Below are 18,853 nucleotides of genomic sequence, written 5' to 3'. Positions count from 1 at the left end.
GATGTTCACTCGCGGACGGCGCCCTCGAGCATTCCCCGGATGAAGTGCCTCTGGAGGAACAGGTAGACGACCACCACCGGCGCGGCGACGATCACCGCGCCCGCGGCCAGCAGCGTGAAGCCGGATGTGTACTGCCCCTGGAAGAAGGCCAGGCCCAGCGGCGCCGTGCGCAAGGCGGGGTCGGTGGCCATGACCAGGGGGATGAGGAACTCGTTCCAGGTCCACATGAACGTGAGCACGACCATCGTGACGATCGCGGGCCGTCCCGGCGGCACGAGCACCTGCCAGAGGATCCGCCACGAGCCGGCGCCGTCCAGCCGGGCGGCCTCGATCAGCGAGACGGGCCGGGCGCGGAAGTAGGCGCGCATCCAGAACGTCCCGAACGCGAGCGACTGGGCCACCTGGGGGAGCACGATGGCCCAGAACGTGTTGGTGAGGCCGAACGTCCGCAGGTCGAAGTACAGCGGCACCACGATCACCTCGGTCGGCACCATCAGCCCGAGGAGGAACAGCGGGAACAGCACGGCGGCCCCGGGCACCCGCATGGTGCCGAACGCGTAGCCGGTGAACAGCGACAGCACGCCCGCGACCACCACCACGAATCCGGAGACGGCCACGCTGGTGAGCATCGACGGTCCGAAGCGGCCCTGCTCCCACGCGGCGGGGAAGTTCGCGAGCCCGCCGCCGACGCCGAGCGCGTCGGGCGGGCCCACCGAGCTGAGCAGGATGGACCCGATCGGCCACAGTGCGAACGTCGCGAACAGCAGCAGGACCGCGTAGTTGGCGGTGCGCTCGGTGCGGGAGATCATCGCGCCTCCCGCTCGCCGATCCGGGCGACCGCGAGGTTGATCGCGAAGATGATCACGGTGAGCGTGACGCCCACGGCGGCCGCCGAGCCCACCTCGCCCAGCCGGAACGCGCGGTTGTAGACCTCGAACGACGGCACGGACGTGCGGTTGCCCGGCCCGCCGCCCGTCGTGATGTAGATCAGGTCGAACGTCTTGAGGGCGGCGATCACCGTGAGGGTGAGCGCGACGGCGAGCTCCCCGCGCACCGACGGCAGCGTGATCGCGAAGAACTCCCGCACCGGGCCGGCCCCGTCCAGCCGCGCGGCCTCGTAGAGCTGGTCGGGGATGCGGCTCATCCCGGCCATCAGCAGCACCGTGACCAGCCCGGTCTGCACCCAGGTGCCGATCACGCCGACGGCGGGCAGCGCGAACGTGGTGTCGCCGAGCCACGCCCTCGCGAGCCCGTCGAGGCCGACGAGGTCGAGCAGGTCGTTCACCGAGCCGTCGGGGGCGTAGAGCTGCCGCCAGGCGACGCCGACCACGACCATCGCCACCACCTGCGGCAGGAACACGACCGTGCGGAAGAACGGCAGGCCGCGGACCTTCGCCCTGGTCAGCACGGCGGCGAGCACCAGCCCGATCGCGGTGGGCAGCAGCGCGAAGAACACGATGAGCACCAGCGCGTGGCCGAACGCCGCCCGCAGTTCCTCGTCGGTGACGACCTCCAGGTAGTTGCCGATGCCGACGAACGTGGCGAGCGTCAGCCCGTCCCAGTCGAACAGCGACAGGTGCACCGACCGGCCGAGCGGGTAGAGCACGAACGCCGCGTACACGGCGAGCCCGGGCAGGACGTAGCCCAGCGCCACCCAGCGGGACGGGCCGAGCGAACCCCGCCGCCGCGCCGGGCGCGGACGGGACGGCGGGTCCGTGCGGACGGCCGCGGGCGCGGCCACCCGCTGGTCAGCCATTCTGCTCGACGAACTCGGCGTAGTCGGCCTGGATGGTCTGCAGGAACTGCTCGGGCGTCGTCTCGCCGGCCAGGAGGTCCTGCAGGGCCGCGCCCATCGTGTCGGCCATCGTCGGGGTGGCGTAGTCGAGGTACGGCAGCAGCTCGCCGTCCTGCGACACCGTGGCGAACGCGGCGAACACGTCCTCCGACAGCCCGGGCGGCGGCGTCTGGGACGCCGGGTCGACGACCGGCAGGTTCCCGGTCTCGGTGAGCACCGTCATCGCCTGGTCGTTGGTGATGAAGTCGAGGTAGGCGGCGGCCGCGTCCGGTGCGTCGCTGCCGCTGGTGATCGCGAACGGCAGGCCGGTGCCGCCGGTGGCCGAGACCGGACGGTCGGCACGCGGGGGCGGTGCCATGAAGCCGACGGCGTCGCCCATCGCCGACTGCAGGTCGGCCGCGAGCCACGTGCCGCCGATCAGGAACACCGACTCACCGCGCGAGAACGCCTGCCAGGCCTGGTCGTTGTCGATGCCGTTGACGCCCTCGTTGAAGTACCCGGCCTGCACCCAGTCGACGATCTTCTGCGCGACCTGGGTGTTCTCCGGTGTGGTCCAGGACGCGCCCTCGCGGCCGAACGCCAGGTCGCGCACCTGCTCGGGCGCCACGAACTGGTTCTGCACGGTGCCGTACACGTGCAGCGCGGGCCAGCCCTCGAGGTTGCCCAGCTGCATCGGGGTGGCCCCGGCGGCTGCGGCGGCGGCCAGCGCGGCCTCGAAGTCGTCCCACGTCTGCGGCGCGGCGATGCCGAGCCGGTCCAGCTCGGCCTGGTTGTAGTAGATGCCGACGACCTCGCCGACCTGCGGCAGCCCGTACAGGTTGCCCTCGCCGAAGACACGCCCGTCCGGGGTGTAGCTGACGTACCGCTCGACGGAGTCGGGGAAGCGATCGTGCCAGCCGTAGGCCTCCGCCCACGGCTCCAGCGACAGCAGCTGGTTCGCCGCGACGAACGCGCCCATGTCGGCGCGGCCGTTGTTGGCCTGCACGACGTCGGGCGCCTCGTTGCCGCTGATCGCCAGCCGCAACGTGGTGGCGAGGTCGTCGAACGACCGCGAAACCCGTTCGATCGTGATGTTCGGGTACTGCTCCTGGAAGGCCCTGTTGAGCCGTTCCATCTGCTCGTTCTGGCCGCCGCGGACCTCCTGGTCCCACACCGTCAGCGTGACCTCGCCGAGCGCGGCGACGTCGGTCTGCACGGCGCGGTCGGCGTCGGCCGGGGGAGCGCCCGCGTTCTCCGAACCGGGGGTGCAGGCCGCTGCGAGGAGCCCGAGCGCGGCCACGAGGGCGACGACGCCCGGCGCGCGGCGGGCCCGGCTGGATCGGCTGGGCATCGGTGTCCTCCGAGGATCGATCAGGTCGGTCGGGTCAGGTCCGAGTGGCGAGCAATTGTCGCTGCCGCCCTCCGGACGCCGCACACGTGCGTGCGGGGCACGAGGTCGTCGAGGAACGCGTAGCGGCTGCGCAGCTCGGCCGCGCCCTGGTGACCTGCGGCGGCCCGCGCGCCGAGGCGCCGCCACCAGTCGCCGATGTCGCCCCAGCCGGGCGCTGCGAGCGAGCCGCCGAACTCGTGGACGGCGAGCGCGGCGGAGACCCCGGCGAACAGCAGCCGGTGCCGCAGCGGCCAGCCGGCGATGGTGCCGAGCACCAGGGCCGCGCCGAACACGTCGCCCGCCCCGGTGGGGTCGAGCGCGTCCACCGGCAGCGCGGGCACCTCGGCCTCCTCCCCCGTGACGCCGTCGATCGCCATCGCCCCGTCGCCGCCGCAGGTGACGACGGCCAGCGGGACGCGGTCGGCGAGCGTGCGCAGGGCGGCGCGCGGGTTGTCGGTGCGCGTGTAGCTCATCGCCTCGACCGCGTTCGGCATGAACGCGTCACAACCCGACAGCGTGGCGAGCACGGCGGGGTCCCAGGCGCCGGTGGGGTCCCAGCCGGCGTCGGCGAAGATCAGGGCGCCGTCCCGTCGGGCGCGGGTGGCCCACGCGGGCAGGAGGCGGTCGGCCGCACCCTCGCCGATGCTGGTGATGACCGCGCGGGACCGCGGCGGGGTGCCGATCAGCTCGTCGGCGCTGATCGGGATGTCGTGGCCGTGGGTGACCATGCTGCGGTCGCGCTGCACCGACATCGACACGGTCACCGGGGAGTGCCACTGCCCGAACTGCCGCGACCGCGACAGGTCCACGCGCTCCTGCTCGGCGAGGGTCTGCCAGCAGAAGTCGGCGTAGACGTCGTCGCCGAAGCCCGCGGTCAGGCTGGTGCGCAGGCCGAGGCGGGACGCGGCGATCGCGAGGTTCGCGATCCCGCCAGGGCACGAGGCCATCCCGGCCGCCCACACCTCGGTGCCCGGGGACGGTGGGTCGGACAGGCCGGTGAACACGATGTCGAGGAAGACGGTGCCGGACATGAACACGTCGACGGCCGGCCAGTCGGGGTCGCGGACGTCGGCGAGCGGGTCCCACCAGACCGTATCGTGCGGCGTGTCGACCGGGCCCAGGGCGAGTCCACCCGCCCCGTTCGTGCCCTGGCCCGCTTGCCGGACTCCGCTGGCCACCTCGTCCCCCCGAATCTCACGGATGCCGGGATAGTGCCGCGTTCGACGGGCGGATGGCAACCGTTCATGCGCATTTCTGCGTGTGATTGACGTGTTCATGCGCGAACTTGCGCCATCGGCTGGTCGCAGCACGCAGGTCTCGGCTACCGTGACGACGTGCTTCCGGTCAGTCGTCACGGCGAGATCGTCCGCCTGGTGCGGTCCTCGGGCGTGGTGTCGGTGGAGGCGCTGGCCGCCAACCTCGGGGTCAGCCCGTCGACGATCCGGCGTGACCTGCAGTCGCTCGACGCCGAGGGCATCCTCCGGCGCGTCCGGGGCGGCGCGGGGTGCGTCCCGGACGACGACCCGGTGCCGTTCGCCGAGGTCGCGACCGTGGCCGTCGACGACAAGGAGCGGGTGGCCCGGGCCGCCGCCGAGCTGGTGGCCGACGGCGAGGTCGTGCTCCTCGACATCGGCACCACCACCGCCCGGCTGGCGCGCCGGCTGCGCGGCAGGCGGGTCACGGTGATCACCAGCAGTCTGGCGGTGGTCGACGAGCTGCGCGACGACCCCGCGGTGGAGCTGCTCGTGCTCGGCGGGGTGCTGCGGCGCAACTACCTGTCGCTGGTCGGGATGCTCACCGAGCAGGCGCTGCGCGAACTGCGCGCCCACCGGCTGTTCCTCGGCACGAGCGGCATCGGCCGCGACGGCCGGGTCATGGACTCCACCCTGGTGGAGGTGCCGGTCAAGCGTGCCATGATCGACGCGGCCGGGCAGACGGTGGTGCTGGCCGACCGCGGCAAGTTCCCCGGCACCGGCCTGCTGCCGGTGTGCGGACCGGAGGAGGTGGACGTCATCGTCACGAACGAGGGGGCGGACCAGGAGACACTGGACGCCTGCGCCCGCGTCGGCACGGAGATCCGGCTCGCGTGAGGCTCACGATCCTCGGTGGCGGCGGGTTCCGGGTGCCGCTGGTGTTCCAGGCGCTCGCCGACGGCGCATCGCCGGTCACGGAGGTCGTGCTGCACGACGTGTCGGCGTCCCGGCTGGCGGCGATCCGCGCGGTGCTCGAGCAGATGGCCGCCGAGCGCCCCGGCGCTCCCGCGGTGCGCGTCACGACCGACGTGGACGAAGCTCTGGCCGGCGCCCGGTTCGTGTTCTCCGCGATCCGCGTCGACGGGCTCGACGGCCGCACGGTCGACGAGCGGGTGGCGCTGTCGTGCGGCGTGCTCGGCCAGGAGACCACCGGCCCCGGCGGGATCGCCTACGGGCTGCGCACCGTCCCGGTGGCCGTGCACGTGGCCGAGCGGGTCGCCGCGGTGGCGCCGGGGGCGTGGGTCATCAACTTCACCAACCCGGCCGGGATGATCACCGAGGCCATGCAGGAGGTGCTGGGCGAGCGGGTGGTCGGCATCTGCGACTCGCCGGTCGGGCTGGTGCACCGCGCCGCGCGGGCGCTGGGCGCGAGCGGCGACCTGGCCGTCGACTACGTGGGGCTGAACCACCTCGGCTGGCTGCGCCGGCTGCGGGTGGACGGCGTCGACCGGCTCCCGGAGCTGCTCGCCGACGACGCCGCGCTGGCCGGCATCGAGGAGGCGCGGCTCATCGGCGCCGACTGGGTGCGCAGCATCGGCGCGCTCCCCAACGAGTACCTCTACTACTACTACTGCACGCGGGAGGCGATCGCCGCCATCACGTCGGCCCCGAGCACCCGCGGGGAGTTCCTGCTCGGCCAGCAGGAGCAGTTCTACGCCGACGTGGCGGGCGATCCGCAGGGCGCGTGGCGACGCTGGCGGCAGGTGCGCGACGAGCGCGACGCCAGCTACATGGCCGAGAGCCGAGAGGCCAGCGGGGCCGGGGAGCGCGAGGCGGCCGACGTGGCCGCCGGGGGGTACCAGCAGGTGGCGCTGGAGCTTATGGGTGCGCTGTCCGGGGGCACATCGCGCACGATGATCCTGAACGTGCGCAACGGCTCCGCGGTGCCCGGCCTGCCCGCCGAGGCTGTGGTGGAGGTGCCCTGCCTGGTGGGGGCGCACGGCGTCACGCCGCTGGCCACCGCGCCGTTGCCCGGGTCGATGCTCGGCCTGCTGCAGCAGGTCAAGGCCGTGGAGCAGGACACGATCGCGGCCGCCCGGACGGGGTCGTCGGCGCTCGCGCTGCGTGCGTTCGCCCAGCACCCGCTCGTCGACTCCGTGCAGGTGGCGAAGCAGCTGCTGGCGGGGTACCGCGCGCAGCTGCCGGGCGTGGCAGCGGTGCTCGACGGCGACCTCATCAATCAGATAATCTGAACCGGTGCGCGAGATGACTGCCTCCGAGGCCTCTCGGAACTTCTCGGCCGTGCTCGACTCCGCCGAGCACGGCGAGACGATCGTGGTCACGCGCTCCGGCCGGCGGGTGGCGCTGATCGCGCCGGCCCCGCGGGCCAACGGCGGGGCCCTGCGGGAGGTGCTCGGCCGGTGGCGCGGGCACCCGGCGCTGGACGACACCTTCGCCGCGCAGGTGGGCGCGGTCCGCGAGGCGGCGTCCGAGGAGCTGGACACCGACCCGTGGCGCGACTGATCCTCGACACCGGTGTGCTGATCGCCGCGGTGCGCGGACGGGTGGACATGGCGGGGCTGGCCGACACCGACGACGTCGCGCTCCCTGCGGTCGTCATCGCCGAGTACCTGGCCGGCGTGCTGCTCGATCCGGATCCCCGCCGGGCCGACGCGCAGCGGGCGTTCCTCGACGAGGTGCTGAGCGTGGTCCCGGTGCTCGGCTACGACGAGGACGTGGCCGGGCACCACGCGGCGCTGCTCGCCCACGTCGGGCGCGCCGGCGGCAGCCGCGGCGTCCACGACCTCCTCATCGCCGCCACCGCCCGCAGCGCCGACCGCACGGTGCTCACCACGGACGAGCGGGCCCGGTTCGGCGAGCTCCCGGGCGTGAGCGCCCGTCTCGTCCGCGGTTAGACCTTGAGATCCTTGCGCAGCTTCGCCACGTGCCCGGTGGCGCGCACGTTGTACTGGGCGACCTCGATCCTCCCCTCGGGGTCGACCACGAACGTCGAGCGGATCACCCCGGTCACCGTCTTGCCGTACATCTGCTTCTCCCCGAAGGCTCCCCATGCGGTGAGGACTTCCTTGTCGGGGTCGGACAGCAGCGGGAACGTGAGCCCCTCGGCGTCGCGGAACTTCGCGAGCTTCGCCGGCTTGTCGGGCGAGATCCCGACGACGTCGAGCCCGGCCCCGCCCAGCTCCGTGAGGTTGTCGCGGAAGTCGCAGGCCTGCTTGGTGCATCCGGGCGTGCTCGCGGCCGGGTAGAAGTAGACGACGACGCGGCGGCCGCGGTAGTCCGACAGCGACACGGGCTTGCCGTCGGCGTCGGGGAGGGTGAAGTCGGGGGCCGGGTCACCGGGCGACAGGCGGGTGGTCATGCGCCCGATCCTGGCACCACGGCCCGGCCGCCCCGACCGGTGGGGCGGGCGTGATCTACGGTGACACCTCCAGGTGCACCGGAACCCTCAGGAGGCGTCGTGGCGCGCGACCCGGAGACCATCGAGCGCGAGATCGAGCGGGCCAGGGACGCCCTTGCGGAGAACTTGGACGCTCTGAGCGAGCGGGCCAACCCCAAGCGCCTCGTCGACTCCGGCAAGGAGAGCGTGCAGGCGCGGCTCGACGACCCGCGGGTCCGGTACGCGCTGATCGCGGTCGGCGCGATCCTGGGGCTGGCGCTGCTGCGCAAGCTGTTCCGCTGACCGGAGCGGCGACGCCGTCGGCGCGCCGGACCCCGCCGATCCCCGCGTCCACGTGCCAGCATGGTGGCCTTACTGCCGCCCAGTGACAGTATTGCCACCTTGCTGGCGTTCGGGGCGGGCGACGGGGGCCGCGGCTACCGGTTCAGGGTCGCCGCCAGGGCCTCGGTCTCGGTGCGTGTCGCGCGCGCCGCCACCAGGGGGCGGTAGCGGGCCACGAACCGGGCCGCCCCGAAACCGGCCACGGCCGCCAGGTGCTCGCCGTCGAGGTAGCCGACGACGGTGCCGCGCACCGGTCCGCCGTCGAGTCCGGCCCCGTGCAGGGCGACGACCTCGCCCGCCACGTCCGGCCGGCCGATGAGCTGGATCTTCAGCCCGAACTGGTCGGACCAGAAGTAGGGCACCGCGGGGGGCGGGGGCTGCGCCCCCAGGATGTCGCGGGCCACCACGGCGGCCTGATCGCCCGCGCTCGTCCAGTGCTCGTTGCGATGCCGGTCGCCGTGCACCGGGTCGTCCCATACGGCCACGTCGCCGACGGCCCACGCCGCGGCCAGCCCGTGCACCCGGCCGGTGGGCCCGCAGCCCATGCCGGTCCGCACGTCCAGTCCGGTGCCGTCGAGCCAGCCCAGGTCCGGCACCCCCCCGATTCCCACGACGGCGGCGTCGGCGGCGTGCTGCGTCCCGTCGGCCAGCTCGACGCACACGCCGTCCCCGGCCTCCACGAAGCCCGCGACGAGCGCCCCGGTGTGCAGCGCGACCCCACCCTCGGTGAGCAGCCGTGCGGCGAGCGCGCCGACCTCCGGCCCGAGCGCGTGCACCGACGGCACGGGCAGCGCCTCCAGCACGGTCACAGCGATGTCGCGGGCCCGGGCGGCGCTCGCCACCTCGGCGCCGATGAACCCGCCGCCCACGACGAGCAGCGATCCGACCCGTTCCAGGGTGCCGCGGAGTGCGACGGCGTCCTCGAGGGTGCGCAGGGTGTGCACCTGCGCGAGCTGTCCGGGCAGGGTCCGCGGGACGAACCCCGTCGCGACGACGAGCGCGTCGCTGTGCAGCGTGGCGCCGTCGGACAGCTCCACCTCGTGGCCCGGGCCCGCCTCGTGCGACCGCAGGGCCACCGCCCGCAGGCCGAGGTGGGTGCGCACCCCGAGGTCCTCGAGCGCATCGGGTGCGGCGAGCCGGGCCCGCTCGGGCGCCCACTCGCCGGTGAGGACCTGTTTGGACAGCGGCGGCCGGTCGTACGGCGGGTGCGGCTCCGCGCCGACGAGGCTGATCCGTCCCTGGAACCCGGCCGAGCGCAGCTGTTCGGCGGTGCGCAGCCCGCCCAGGCCTGCCCCGACGACGACGACGTGCTCCGGCTGCCCGGTCATGGTCTCCCCTCGAGGCAGGTCAGCCGACGCGGGTCTCGGGGTCGAGGCGCGTGCGCAACCGGTCGAGGGTCTGGGCGAGCAGCCGGGACACGTGCATCTGCGAGATGCCCACGCGGTCGGCGATCTGCGTCTGGGTCATGTTGCCGAAGAACCGCAGCAGCACGATCGTGCGCTCGCGCTCGGCCAGCTCGGACAGCACCGGCCGCAGGGCCTGCCGGAAGTCGACGCGGTCGAGCTCGGCGTCGGCCTCCCCGACGAGCTCGCCGACGGTGGCGCTGCCCTGCTCCGACGACAGCATCTCGTCCAACGAGGAGCTGCGGTAGGCCTCCGACGCCTCGAGGCCCTCGAGCACGTCCGCGACCGGGACGCCCAGCCGATCGGCGATCTCACTGGGCTTCGGCGCCCGGCCGAGGCTCTGCGACAGCTCCGACACCGCCCCGTTGATCGAGACGTGCAGGTCCTTGAGGCGCCGCGGCACCCGCATCGACCAGCCGAGGTCGCGGAAGTGCCTGCGCACCTCGCCGCTGATCGTCGGCACGGCGAACGAGAAGAAGTCGGTGCCGCGTTCGGGCGAGTACCGGTCGACCGCGTTGATCAGCCCGACGGTCGCCACCTGGACGAGGTCGTCGAGGGGCTCGCCGCGGTTGGAGAAGCGACGCGCGATGTGCTGGGCCACCGGGAGGAAGCCCCGCACGAGCTCTTCGCGGAGGGCCTCACGGCCCGGGTCGTCGGGTCCCAGGGCGGCATAGCGCTCGAGGAGGGGGACGAGGTGGCCGTACTCCGGATCGGCCCGGGTCACCGCAGTAGGTCGCCGGAGCGCTTGTCCAAGCGGATCCCCACGGTCGGTGCTGAACCGTTGGCCCCCGGCACGTGGTGGACGGCGACCTCGTCGGCGAGGGTCTGCAGGACCCGCCAGCCGAACGTCTCGGTGGAGACCGTGGCGTCGGCCTGTTCGGCCTGCACCTCAGCGGTCACCTCGATCCGCTCCGGGCGCACCAGGAAGGTGCACTGCAGCATGGACGACGGGGCGGCTACGTCCACGAGGGTGGCGCAGGCCTCGTCCACGGCCATCCGGAGGTCGGAGATGGCGTCGAGGTCGAAGTCCGCCCGCGCGGCCAGGTCGGAGGCCACGGCGCGGATCGTCGGGATCAGCGACGCGGTGGCCGACGTCCGGACCTCCACGGTCGACGCCCCGTCCAGAGTCTGGGACGAGGGGGAGTCCAGGTCGGGCACGCTGCCGGGTCTCCTTCCGGTGGTACTGGGCACACCAGTATCGGGCACATCAGCACTGGGCACGTGATCGGTCATCTTGCTACCCCCGGTGGGTGGGGATCAATCGCTGCCCGCGGTCGCGCCGATCACGTCGGCGTGGATCTCGAACAGCTGGTCGGTGCCGGTGATCTCCAGCGGGCGCCGGACCGCGCGTGCCGGGGCGACCAGCCGCAGCCTCAGCGCGCGTTCCTCGGCCCGGCGGGCGGCCTGGATGAGGGCGGCGAGACCGGTGGAGGCGAGGAACGTCACACCCGTCAGGTCGACGACGAGGACGGGCTCGTCCGCGGTGGTGAGCTCCTCGAGGGCCCCCGTGAACGCCGAGGCGGTGAGCGTGTCGACCTCGCCGTGCACGGCGAGCACGGCGACGCCCGGTCGGGGACGGTCGATCCGCGTGTCGAGCAGCTCGTCCGTCGCGTCCGGGCCGGCAGTGTGCCGGGCGGGATCGGGCATCTTCTCCACCTCCGGTCGGACGGGGCCGGGCCGGATCGCGGCAGACCCCTCCGGATCTCCGGACGGGCCCGGGTCGGGCGGCTGGGGTCTCAACCGCATCACCTGTGACCCTACTCCCGCCGGAGGCCGACCGATCGTGGGGGCGCGCACCGCCTGCGGTCCCCCCAGGGCGTGTCCGGCGGACCCCTGGCCGCGCCCTCGGCGCCCAGGACGCCCCTGGCGGCGTGGTCGCCAGGTACGACGGCTCGGGCCTCCGCCTTGCCAGGAACGCCCTGGATCACCGAGTTCATCGACCCCGGATCCACCGGACACGCCCTAGGCTGGTCAAGTGGCGGACGGCGGGAACGCGGCGGACGCCGGCGCCGCGACCGTGGCCGCCGGTGACCTCCTGCACGTCCTGGGGCCCGGCCCGGCCGCCGTGCTCGTGCTGGAGGGGCGGCGGGTCGTCTCGGCCAACGCGGCGGCCGTCGCGCTCACCGGTGATGACGTCCGGCTCCCGCTCGACGTGGACGCCTGGAGCGAGGCGGCCCGGCTCACCGGCCTGGGTGGGCTGCCGGTGCCGGGCAGCTCGCCGATCGCGCTGGTGGCGCGCGGGTTGCCGGTGGCGGGGGAGCCGGTGGCGGTGCGCGACGCGGCCGACCGTGCCCCTGAGCTGCTGTGGGTCACGGGGTTCCCGCTCTCGCCCACTGGGCCGGCCGACGAGGGGCGGTCGCTGGTGGTGCTGCTCTCGCTGCGGGGCACCGAGCACGGCGACCGGCGGCGGCTGGCGGCGCTGCGCGAGCGGGCGATCGTCGCCACCGACACCGCGTTCAGCATCTCCGATCCCCGGCAGCCCGACGACCCGCTGATCTGGGTCAATCCCTCGTTCGAGGCCCTCACCGGCTATCCGTATGGCGAGGTGGTCGGGCGCAACTGCCGGCTGCTGCAGGGCCCGAACACGAACCGGGCGGCGGTGCGGCGGATCGCGGAGGCGCTGCGGCGGCGCGAGCCCGTCACCGAGGTGCTGCTCAACTACCGTCGCGACGGGCGGGCCTTCTGGAACCAGCTGTCGATCTCGCCGGTGTTCGACGGCGCCGGCGATCTCGTCAACTTCCTGGGCGTGCAGAACGACGTCACCGAGCGGGTGAGCGTCGAGCAGGAGCGCACGGCCGCACTCGCCGAGGCCGAGGAGGCGCGGTCCCGGCTGCGGCTGCTCGCGGAGGCCACCACCCGCATGACCGGCGCCCTCGACGTCACCGACGCCTGTGAGCGGCTCGCGCGCAGTGTGGTGCCGCAGCTGGCCGACCTGTGCGCCGTCGACCTGCTGGACCGCCCCGGGTCCGCGCTCGCGCAGCGGGTGGCGGTGGCCGGCCGGGACCCGGATGACGAGGTGCTGCTGCGCGAGCTCGGCGCGGTGCGCGGCTACCAGGTGGGCGACGGCAGCCGCACCGGGGACGTGCTCGGCGGCGAGCAGGCGCTGCTGGACCCCGAGCTGCCCGAGCGCGGCACCGACCGCTACCCGGGCGAGCCCGCCGCGGCCGCGGTGTACGACGAGCTGCGGCTGCGCTCGGCGATGGTGGTGCCGATGCGGGCCCGCGGGCGGGTGCTCGGCGCGCTCACGCTGGTCACCCAGCACCCGTACGGGCGCCGGTACGGGCCGCGTGACCTGCACCTGGCCACCGACCTCGCCGGCCGGGCCGCGCTCGCCGTCGACAACGCGCGGCTCTACGAGGCCGAGCACGCCGCGGCCGTCACGCTGCAGCGCAGCCTGTTGCCCGCCGTGCCCGACGTCGACGGGGTGCAGACCGCGGCCCGCTACCTGGTGGGCGTCGACGGCAACCAGGTGGGCGGGGACTGGTACGACGTGCTGGACCTGCCCGACGGAGCCATCGGGCTCACGGTCGGCGACGTGGTCGGCCACGACCTGCGCGCGGCGGCGGCGATGGGCCAGCTGCGCGCCGTCGTCCGGTCCTTCGCGTGGGACGGCGGGGCGCCCGGCTCGGTGCTCGACCGGTGCGATCAGCTGGTGCAGGGCCTGGAGACCGCTGCGATGGCCACCGCCGTCTACGCCCGACTCGAGCCGCCCGACGCGACGGGGGAGCGGCTGCTGCGGTACGCGAACGCGGGGCACCCCGCCCCGCTGCTGCTGCGCCCCGACGGCGCGCTGCGGCGGCTGGAGGAGTACCGCTCACCCATGATCGGGGCGGTCCGCGGGTTGGGACGGCGGGCGGGCCTCGGCCGCACGGAGGCCACGCTGCGCTGCCCGCCGGGGTCGCTGCTGCTGCTCTACACCGACGGGCTCACCGACGTGGCGGGCGACGACGCCGACGAGCGCACCCAGCTGCTCGAGCAGACGCTGGTCGAGCTGCCGCCGGACGCGGCCGCCGACACCGTGGTGGACCGCATCCTCGAGGTCTGCGTCCCCGCGCCGCTGCGCGACGACGTCGCGTTGCTCGCGGTGCGCCTGCGTTCCTGAACGACGAACGGTCAACGAGCGGACAGCGGACCCGGCGACGGGGCTACCGGGCGGTAGCGGTCATTCACGGCTCGCCGTTGCCCGCTCACCGTTCCATCGGCCACCGGGCGAATACCCGACCCGGTCCGGACGGTTCACTCAGCGTCAGGACCAGCGCCTCGGGGTGGGGCGAGGGCATCGAAGGAGGCCTTGTCGATGGTCGCGGTTCCGGAGATGGGTATCTCCGCGCCTGCGGTACCGGCCGCATCCCGCCGGTCTGCCGTTCCCACGCACGGACGGCGCGCGGTGGCCGTCGCCGTCAGCCCGATGGAGCTGTTGCGCCCGGAATCGGATCTCGCCCGGCTCGTCGAGGGCTTCCCGCACGTCGACCTGCTGGTCACCGCCGAGGACCCACCGGTGGCCGCGCCCGGCACGGTGAGCGTCCTGCCGGCGGCCGATGCGTGGGACGACGACCTGGACGACGACGCGGACGACGTCGACGACGACGATGTCGACCACGTGCGCGAGGACGTCGCCCGGCTCGAGCTGCCCGGCCTGCACCTGCACCGGCTCGGCCTGCGCCAGCCCCTCGACGGCTCCGCGGAGGGCGACGTGATCGCCGCGCTCAGCGAGCTCGTCGGCTTCGACCCGGAGCCCGGCCTGTACGGGGTGGCGCCCGCCCCCGGCCCGGCCGACCCGAGCCGGGCGGTCGTCCACCGGGCCGCCCAGCGCATCGCGCAGGTCTACGGCATCCCGCTGTTGCGCTACCGCTGCCTCGAGCTGTCCGTGGTCGGCGACGAGCCCGCCTGACCGTTCCCGCCCGGCACGACGAAGGGGCCGGTCCCCGCGGGACCTGCCCCTTCCGTTCGTCCGCTCGGTTTCCCGGTCAGCTGGCGATCGCGATCCCGCGCTGCTCGAGGATCACCCGGCGCTCCGCCTCGGCGAGGCCACCCCACACCCCGAACGGCTCCCGGGTCTGCAGGGCGAACTCGCGGCACTGCTCGATCACCGGGCAGCGGTGGCAGACCTCCTTGGCCTGCGCGGTCCGCCTGGCCCGGGAAGGGTTGCGCTCGCCGTCCGGGTGGAAGAACACCGCGCTGTCCATTCCACGGCAGGACCCGAGGCGCTGCCACTGCCATGCGTGGTCCATGGGGCCGGGAAGCCGGGAAACGTCGCTCATCGTCACCTCTTGTCCGCTCGTGCCCGGCGCACCGGGCGATCGAGGTGCTCGTTCCCTGCTCGTTGCGCCGCCAAACGCCGCCGCGGACGCAGGGGTCGCGCGGCGGTGCGGACGCGCCGCGGGGGTGCGGACGATGCAGCGGTACCCCCCTGCAGAACCCGCGGCGTTCGGGCAGCTCACGACAGGCATCGGCGCGCGACGCCCGGTGCGGACCGACGTCCGAGGCGGAGCGGGCCGGCCCTCGGATGTGACGCAGGTCACATCCGCGGTGGGGCGATCAGGCGGCGGTCAACGCCTGGTCGACCGTGTCGTGGATGTCGAAGAGTGGGATGAGCCCGGCGATCGTCAGCGGCCGCAGCACCCGCCGTGCCGTGCAGGCCAACCGCAGGGTGACCCCGGTGTTCTGCGCCGCCTCCCGGACCTCGATGAGGACGGCCAGACCGCTCGTGCCCAGGAACGTGACCCCGTCCAGGCCGAGGACCACGAGCCCGGCACCCGCCTCGAACTGCTCCAGCACGGCGCCACGCAGCTGCGGCGAGGTGAGCATGTCGACCTCACCGGCGACCTCGATCACGACCTGGCCCTCATCAGGGTGGGACGTGACGAGCCCGATCTGGTCGTCGACGTCCCCCCCGCGTGGGATCGACGAGGGGCCGGACGGCAGGTTCTCACGGGTCTCGGACATCGGGGCTCACGGTAGGGCTCCGCGCCGCGATCTGCCACTTCAAGCATCGGTACCCGGGAACTCGCGCCCTATGCCAGCCGATGCGTCCCCTCCGCGGTTCGGACGGTGCGACCGGTGCGGGCGAGCAGCTCGAGCAGTGGCACGGCGACGCGCCTGCTCGTGCCCAGCGCCTGCCGGGCCGCGCTGAGGGTGAACTCGGGGCCGAGACCGGAGAGCACCTCGACGGCGCGCGCGTCCGCCCCGGGGAGCAGCACGACGCCGTCGGCGACCCGCAGCAGCTCACCTGCCTTGACCAGGGACCCGAGCTGGCGCGGCCCGAGGCCGAGCTCGGCGAGCCTGCCGGCCTCCGGCGCGGCGAACGGGGCGCGCTCGAGGTCGGCACGCAGGACGTCCAGGCCGGCCCGGACCGCTGCCGGCAGCCCGGCCCCGGCCGAGCGCGTGACGCGGCCGTCGCGAAGGGCCAGCCCCGGATCCGGACCAACGCGGGCGGCGTGGCGCAGCACGGCCTCGACCAGCCGCGGCTCCGGGAGCCCGACCGCCCGCCGCGCCGCCTCCGTGGGCAGCCCGGGGTCGAGCGGGTCGGCGGCGTCGTGCTCGGCGACGGCGGCGGCCAGCCGGGCCGTGAGCTGCACCGCCAGCGCCGGGTCGACCAGCCAGCCCGCCGCGGCCGGGGTGCCGGCGTGCGCGAGGGCGTCGAGCTCCTCGAGGGGCACACCCATCGCGACGAGGTCGGCGCGGCGGGCGATCCCGCGCCGGGCGAGCTCGCCCACCGCCGACGCGACGCTCGCCATCTCCGTCAGCTCGGCGGCCCGCCGCGCCGCAGCGCCCCTCCTGCGAAGCGGGGGCGGCCGGACGTCGAGGACGGTGACGCCCGCGGCGACCTCGCGCCGTCCCGGGTCGCGCAGCACCGCGCGGTCGCCGATGCGCAGCGGCAGCGGGTGTCGCAGCCGCAGCCGGGCCGTGTCGCCGCCCAGCGGCCGCACGCGTGCGACGACGGCCGCCGCGCCGATGTGCAGGGTCAGCTCCTCCGGGAACGCGGCCGGTTCGGCGCCCGTGTCCGTGCGCAGGCCGTGGCAACGCACGTCGACCAGGTCCGTGGTGAGCCACGCGCCCGGACCGAGCAGGACGTCACCCCTGGCCACCGCGTCCTTGGGCAGGCCGCGCAGGTTCACCGCCACCCTGGCCACCCCGCGCGCCTCGTCGACCGGCGCGCCGAGGCTCTGCAGCCCGCGCACCGCCACCCGCCGGGTGCCCTCGGCCGAGGCCAGCTCGAGCTCGTCGTCCACCCGGATCCGCCCCGCCCCGAGCGTGCCGGTGACGACGGTGCCCGCTCCCCGGATGGTGAAGGCGCGGTCGACCCACAGCCGCACGTCCGCGCCCGCGTCCGGGCCGGGGAGGCGGGCGACGAGGTCGTCCAGCGCGGCGCGCAGAGCGTCCATCCCGGTGCCCGTGGTGGCCGAGACGCACACCGCGGGCACGTCGGCGAGCGGGGTACCGGCGAGGTGCGCGCGGGCCTCGTCGCGGGCGAGCTCCGGCTCCATCAGATCGCTGCGGGTGATCACCAGCAGGCCGTCGCGGACGCCGAGCGCCGCGAGCGCGTCGACGTGCTCGGCGGACTGCGGCATCCAGCCCTCGTCGGCGGCCACGACGAGCAGTGCGGCCGGGACCGGGCCGACGCCGGCGAGCATGGTCGTGACGAACCGCTCGTGGCCGGGGACGTCGACGAACGCGACCGTGCCGCCCGACGGCAGCTCCGTCCAGGCGAAGCCCAGGTCGATGGTCATGCCGCGGCGCCGTTCCTCGGCCCACCGGTCGGGCTCCATCCCGGTGAGCGCCCGGACCAGCGTGGACTTGCCGTGGTCGACGTGCCCCGCCGTCGCGACCACGGCGTGCCGACGGCCGTCAGTCGGCATGGTGCGCCTTCAGTACGGCGGCCGCGAGCTCCTCGTCGGCCTCGGGGGTGAGCGCGCGCAGGTCGAGCAGGCAACGGCCGTGTTCGAGGCGCCCGAGCACGGCCGGGTCGCCCGCCCGCAGCGCGGCGGCGAACCGTTCGGGCAGGGCGACAGCGGCGCTGGGCAGCGTGACGCCGGGCGCCCCGCCGCCGCCGACGGTCGCCACGGAGTCGACGGCGGTGGCGTCGACTCCATGCGCGACGAGCCGGGCGGCCAGGCGCTGCGCCCGGGCGCGCAGGGCCCCGGCATCCGCGTCGAGGGCGACCCGGGTGGGCGGGACCGGGCCGCGGAGGGTCGCCTCGAACGCGGCGAGGGTGAGCTTGTCCACCCGCATCGCGCGGGCCAGCGGGTGGCGCCGGATCCGCTGCACCAGCTCGGCGCCCTCACCCGGTGCGCCGAGCAGCAGCCCGGCCTGCGGTCCGCCGAGGAGCTTGTCGCCGGATGCGGTGACGAGGGTGGCGCCCTGGGCGAGCGCGGTGGCGGCGTCGGGCTCGTCGGGCAGCAGCGGGTGCGGGGCGAGCAGGCCGGACCCGATGTCCTCCACCACCGGCACCCCGAGGCCGGTGAGCTCCTCGATGCCCGCCGAGCGGGTGAAGCCGGTGATCCGGAAGTTCGACGGGTGGACCTTGAGAACGAACGCGGTCTGCTCGCCGATCGCGGCCGCGTAGTCGTCGCGGCGTACCCGGTTCGTCGTGCCGACCTCGCGCAGCCGCGCACCGGTGGCCGTCAACAGCTCGGGGATGCGGAAGCCGTCGCCGATCTCGACGAGCTCGCCGCGGGCGATGACGATCTCCCGGCGCACAGCGTCAGGGGAGCGCCCGTCAACGGTGCCCGTGGCCAGCGCCATCGCGGCCATGGCGAGTGCTGCGGCGCCGTTGTTGACGAGGTGCGCGGCGGCCGCGCCGGGGACGGCGGCGAGCAACGCCTCGATCGCAGAGGCGCCACGGCTGCCGCGGCCGCCGGTGGCGAGGTCGAGCTCGACGTCGCAGGTGCCGGCGGCGAGGTCGAGCGCGGCCCGGGCCGCCTGTGACAGCGGCGCGCGGCCCAGGTTCGTGTGCAGGAGCACGCCGGTGGCGTTGAGGACCGGGCGCAGCCCGGTGGCGGCGGACGGCAGCGCGTCCAGCACCGCCTCGACGACGGCGTCGTGCTCGGCGGGCAGCTCCCCCCGCCGGGCCCGCTCCTGTGCAGCGGCGACGGCGGCCTTGACCAGCCCGCGCCCGAGCCGCGCGCTCGCGGCGGCCACCTGCGGCTCGGCCAGCACGGCGTCGGTGCGCGGCACCCGCCGTCGGGGATCGACGACGCTCACGGCCACCACCCTACGATCGCGCCCCTCGGCCCGCCCGGCGCGGTGGATCACCGACGGCACACAGCGCGTCGGGACGGCACCCACCGCCGGCGCTGTGTGCCGTCCCGACCGGGTGTGTGCCGGGGCCGTCAGCTGCTGGACGCGCCCCGG

20 protein-coding genes are annotated in these 18,853 nt (G+C 74.7%); 7 read left to right on the top strand and 13 right to left on the bottom strand.

Annotation, left to right across the window (positions count from 1 at the left end):
• Positions 1-5: 5 nt before the first annotated feature.
• From KME75_RS01400 to KME75_RS01385, 4 genes are read right to left on the bottom strand one after another with little or no spacing between them, the layout of a single operon-like run.
• Positions 6-809: a carbohydrate ABC transporter permease gene (locus tag KME75_RS01400; RefSeq protein ID WP_219412661.1), complete on the bottom strand. Its 804-nt coding sequence runs from the start codon at positions 807-809 to the stop codon at positions 6-8.
• The gene (locus tag KME75_RS01395; protein WP_219412660.1) at positions 806-1,756 is read right to left on the bottom strand and encodes a carbohydrate ABC transporter permease; all 951 of its coding nucleotides are present in this window, start codon (positions 1,754-1,756) and stop codon (positions 806-808) included. The genes KME75_RS01400 and KME75_RS01395 overlap by 4 nt, the downstream gene beginning before the upstream one ends.
• Positions 1,749-3,125 carry an extracellular solute-binding protein gene (locus tag KME75_RS01390; protein ID WP_219412659.1) on the bottom strand — a complete coding sequence of 459 codons (1,377 nt, stop codon included), beginning with the start codon at positions 3,123-3,125 and terminating at the stop codon, positions 1,749-1,751. The genes KME75_RS01395 and KME75_RS01390 overlap by 8 nt, the downstream gene beginning before the upstream one ends.
• Before the next feature lie 20 nt (positions 3,126-3,145).
• Positions 3,146-4,342 (bottom strand): carbohydrate kinase family protein, encoded by a 1,197-nt coding sequence (locus KME75_RS01385; RefSeq protein WP_372452544.1) that lies wholly within the window; start codon positions 4,340-4,342, stop codon positions 3,146-3,148.
• A 156-nt stretch (positions 4,343-4,498) separates the two neighbouring features.
• Between KME75_RS01385 and KME75_RS01380 the strand changes: the two genes are divergently transcribed.
• From KME75_RS01380 to KME75_RS01365, 4 genes are read left to right on the top strand one after another with little or no spacing between them, the layout of a single operon-like run.
• Entirely contained in the window at positions 4,499-5,254 is a 756-nt protein-coding gene (locus tag KME75_RS01380; protein ID WP_219412658.1) for a DeoR/GlpR family DNA-binding transcription regulator, read from the top strand.
• On the top strand, positions 5,251-6,609 hold the full coding sequence (locus KME75_RS01375) for a 6-phospho-beta-glucosidase (protein WP_219412657.1): 1,359 nt from the start codon (positions 5,251-5,253) through the stop codon (positions 6,607-6,609). The genes KME75_RS01380 and KME75_RS01375 overlap by 4 nt, the downstream gene beginning before the upstream one ends.
• A gap of 13 nt (positions 6,610-6,622) precedes the next feature.
• Positions 6,623-6,880: a type II toxin-antitoxin system Phd/YefM family antitoxin gene (locus KME75_RS01370; RefSeq protein WP_219412656.1), complete on the top strand. Its 258-nt coding sequence runs from the start codon at positions 6,623-6,625 to the stop codon at positions 6,878-6,880.
• On the top strand, positions 6,868-7,272 hold the full coding sequence (locus tag KME75_RS01365) for a PIN domain-containing protein (protein ID WP_219412655.1): 405 nt from the start codon (positions 6,868-6,870) through the stop codon (positions 7,270-7,272). The genes KME75_RS01370 and KME75_RS01365 overlap by 13 nt, the downstream gene beginning before the upstream one ends.
• Here the strand turns inward: KME75_RS01365 and bcp are convergent.
• Positions 7,269-7,736, bottom strand: coding sequence for a thioredoxin-dependent thiol peroxidase (bcp, locus tag KME75_RS01360; RefSeq protein ID WP_219412654.1), 468 nt, complete (start codon positions 7,734-7,736; stop codon positions 7,269-7,271). The two genes, KME75_RS01365 and bcp, sit on opposite strands and share 4 nt — an antisense overlap.
• Positions 7,737-7,835: 99 nt before the next feature.
• Here bcp and KME75_RS01355 point away from each other — a divergent pair, with 99 nt between their 5' ends.
• Positions 7,836-8,057, top strand: a complete 222-nt coding sequence (locus KME75_RS01355) for a DUF3618 domain-containing protein (protein ID WP_219412653.1) — start codon at positions 7,836-7,838, stop codon at positions 8,055-8,057.
• 134 nt (positions 8,058-8,191) lie between these two features.
• Here the strand turns inward: KME75_RS01355 and KME75_RS01350 are convergent, their stop codons facing one another.
• The 4 genes from KME75_RS01350 to KME75_RS01335 all read right to left on the bottom strand — a co-directional run bounded on the left by KME75_RS01350 (position 8,192) and on the right by KME75_RS01335 (position 11,146).
• The gene (locus KME75_RS01350; RefSeq protein ID WP_219412652.1) at positions 8,192-9,424 is read right to left on the bottom strand and encodes an NAD(P)/FAD-dependent oxidoreductase; all 1,233 of its coding nucleotides are present in this window, start codon (positions 9,422-9,424) and stop codon (positions 8,192-8,194) included.
• 19 nt (positions 9,425-9,443) lie between these two features.
• Entirely contained in the window at positions 9,444-10,223 is a 780-nt protein-coding gene (locus KME75_RS01345; protein ID WP_219412651.1) for a SigB/SigF/SigG family RNA polymerase sigma factor, read from the bottom strand.
• The gene (locus KME75_RS01340; protein ID WP_308282490.1) at positions 10,220-10,657 is read right to left on the bottom strand and encodes an ATP-binding protein; all 438 of its coding nucleotides are present in this window, start codon (positions 10,655-10,657) and stop codon (positions 10,220-10,222) included. The genes KME75_RS01345 and KME75_RS01340 overlap by 4 nt, the downstream gene beginning before the upstream one ends.
• 99 nt (positions 10,658-10,756) lie before the next feature.
• Positions 10,757-11,146: an STAS domain-containing protein gene (locus KME75_RS01335; RefSeq protein ID WP_219412649.1), complete on the bottom strand. Its 390-nt coding sequence runs from the start codon at positions 11,144-11,146 to the stop codon at positions 10,757-10,759.
• 328 nt (positions 11,147-11,474) lie between these two features.
• On the opposite strand from KME75_RS01335, the gene KME75_RS01330 reads away from it, so the two are divergent.
• On the top strand, positions 11,475-13,601 hold the full coding sequence (locus KME75_RS01330; protein ID WP_219412648.1) for a SpoIIE family protein phosphatase: 2,127 nt from the start codon (positions 11,475-11,477) through the stop codon (positions 13,599-13,601).
• 285 nt (positions 13,602-13,886) lie between these two features.
• On the top strand, positions 13,887-14,390 hold the full coding sequence (locus KME75_RS01325) for a hypothetical protein (RefSeq protein WP_219412647.1): 504 nt from the start codon (positions 13,887-13,889) through the stop codon (positions 14,388-14,390).
• 76 nt (positions 14,391-14,466) lie between these two features.
• On the opposite strand, the gene KME75_RS01320 is transcribed toward KME75_RS01325, so the two are convergent.
• The 4 genes from KME75_RS01320 to selA form a co-directional block, all read right to left on the bottom strand.
• Positions 14,467-14,760: a WhiB family transcriptional regulator gene (locus KME75_RS01320; protein WP_281424370.1), complete on the bottom strand. Its 294-nt coding sequence runs from the start codon at positions 14,758-14,760 to the stop codon at positions 14,467-14,469.
• A 277-nt stretch (positions 14,761-15,037) separates the two neighbouring features.
• A complete protein-coding gene (locus KME75_RS01315; RefSeq protein WP_219412646.1) occupies positions 15,038-15,445 on the bottom strand; it encodes an STAS domain-containing protein in 408 nt (135 codons plus the stop codon).
• Between the two features lie 68 nt (positions 15,446-15,513).
• Positions 15,514-17,358 carry a selenocysteine-specific translation elongation factor gene (gene selB / locus KME75_RS01310; RefSeq protein WP_219412645.1) on the bottom strand — a complete coding sequence of 615 codons (1,845 nt, stop codon included), beginning with the start codon at positions 17,356-17,358 and terminating at the stop codon, positions 15,514-15,516.
• Positions 17,348-18,703, bottom strand: a complete 1,356-nt coding sequence (gene selA / locus KME75_RS01305; protein ID WP_308282489.1) for an L-seryl-tRNA(Sec) selenium transferase — start codon at positions 18,701-18,703, stop codon at positions 17,348-17,350. The genes selB and selA overlap by 11 nt, the downstream gene beginning before the upstream one ends.
• Positions 18,704-18,853: the final 150 nt, after the last annotated feature.

Source organism: Pseudonocardia nigra (genome assembly GCF_019396355.1).
Lineage (GTDB): Bacteria > Actinomycetota > Actinomycetes > Mycobacteriales > Pseudonocardiaceae > Pseudonocardia > Pseudonocardia nigra.
The sequence above is the reverse complement of the archived record's forward strand: the minus strand, read 5'-3'. Positions and strand labels throughout refer to the sequence as shown.

Excerpts from the sequence above, each read along its gene's own strand:
- KME75_RS01335 (WP_219412649.1), bottom strand. The coding sequence starts at position 11,146 with ATGCCCGATCCCGCCCGGCACACTGCCGGCCCGGACGCGACGGACGAG.
- selB (WP_219412645.1), bottom strand. The coding sequence starts at position 17,358 with ATGCCGACTGACGGCCGTCGGCACGCCGTGGTCGCGACGGCGGGGCAC.
- KME75_RS01320 (WP_281424370.1), bottom strand. The coding sequence starts at position 14,760 with ATGAGCGACGTTTCCCGGCTTCCCGGCCCCATGGACCACGCATGGCAG.
- KME75_RS01350 (WP_219412652.1), bottom strand. The coding sequence starts at position 9,424 with ATGACCGGGCAGCCGGAGCACGTCGTCGTCGTCGGGGCAGGCCTGGGC.
- KME75_RS01315 (WP_219412646.1), bottom strand. The coding sequence starts at position 15,445 with ATGTCCGAGACCCGTGAGAACCTGCCGTCCGGCCCCTCGTCGATCCCA.
- KME75_RS01370 (WP_219412656.1), top strand. The coding sequence starts at position 6,623 with ATGACTGCCTCCGAGGCCTCTCGGAACTTCTCGGCCGTGCTCGACTCC.
- KME75_RS01390 (WP_219412659.1), bottom strand. The coding sequence starts at position 3,125 with ATGCCCAGCCGATCCAGCCGGGCCCGCCGCGCGCCGGGCGTCGTCGCC.
- bcp (WP_219412654.1), bottom strand. The coding sequence starts at position 7,736 with ATGACCACCCGCCTGTCGCCCGGTGACCCGGCCCCCGACTTCACCCTC.
- KME75_RS01395 (WP_219412660.1), bottom strand. The coding sequence starts at position 1,756 with ATGGCTGACCAGCGGGTGGCCGCGCCCGCGGCCGTCCGCACGGACCCG.
- KME75_RS01400 (WP_219412661.1), bottom strand. The coding sequence starts at position 809 with ATGATCTCCCGCACCGAGCGCACCGCCAACTACGCGGTCCTGCTGCTG.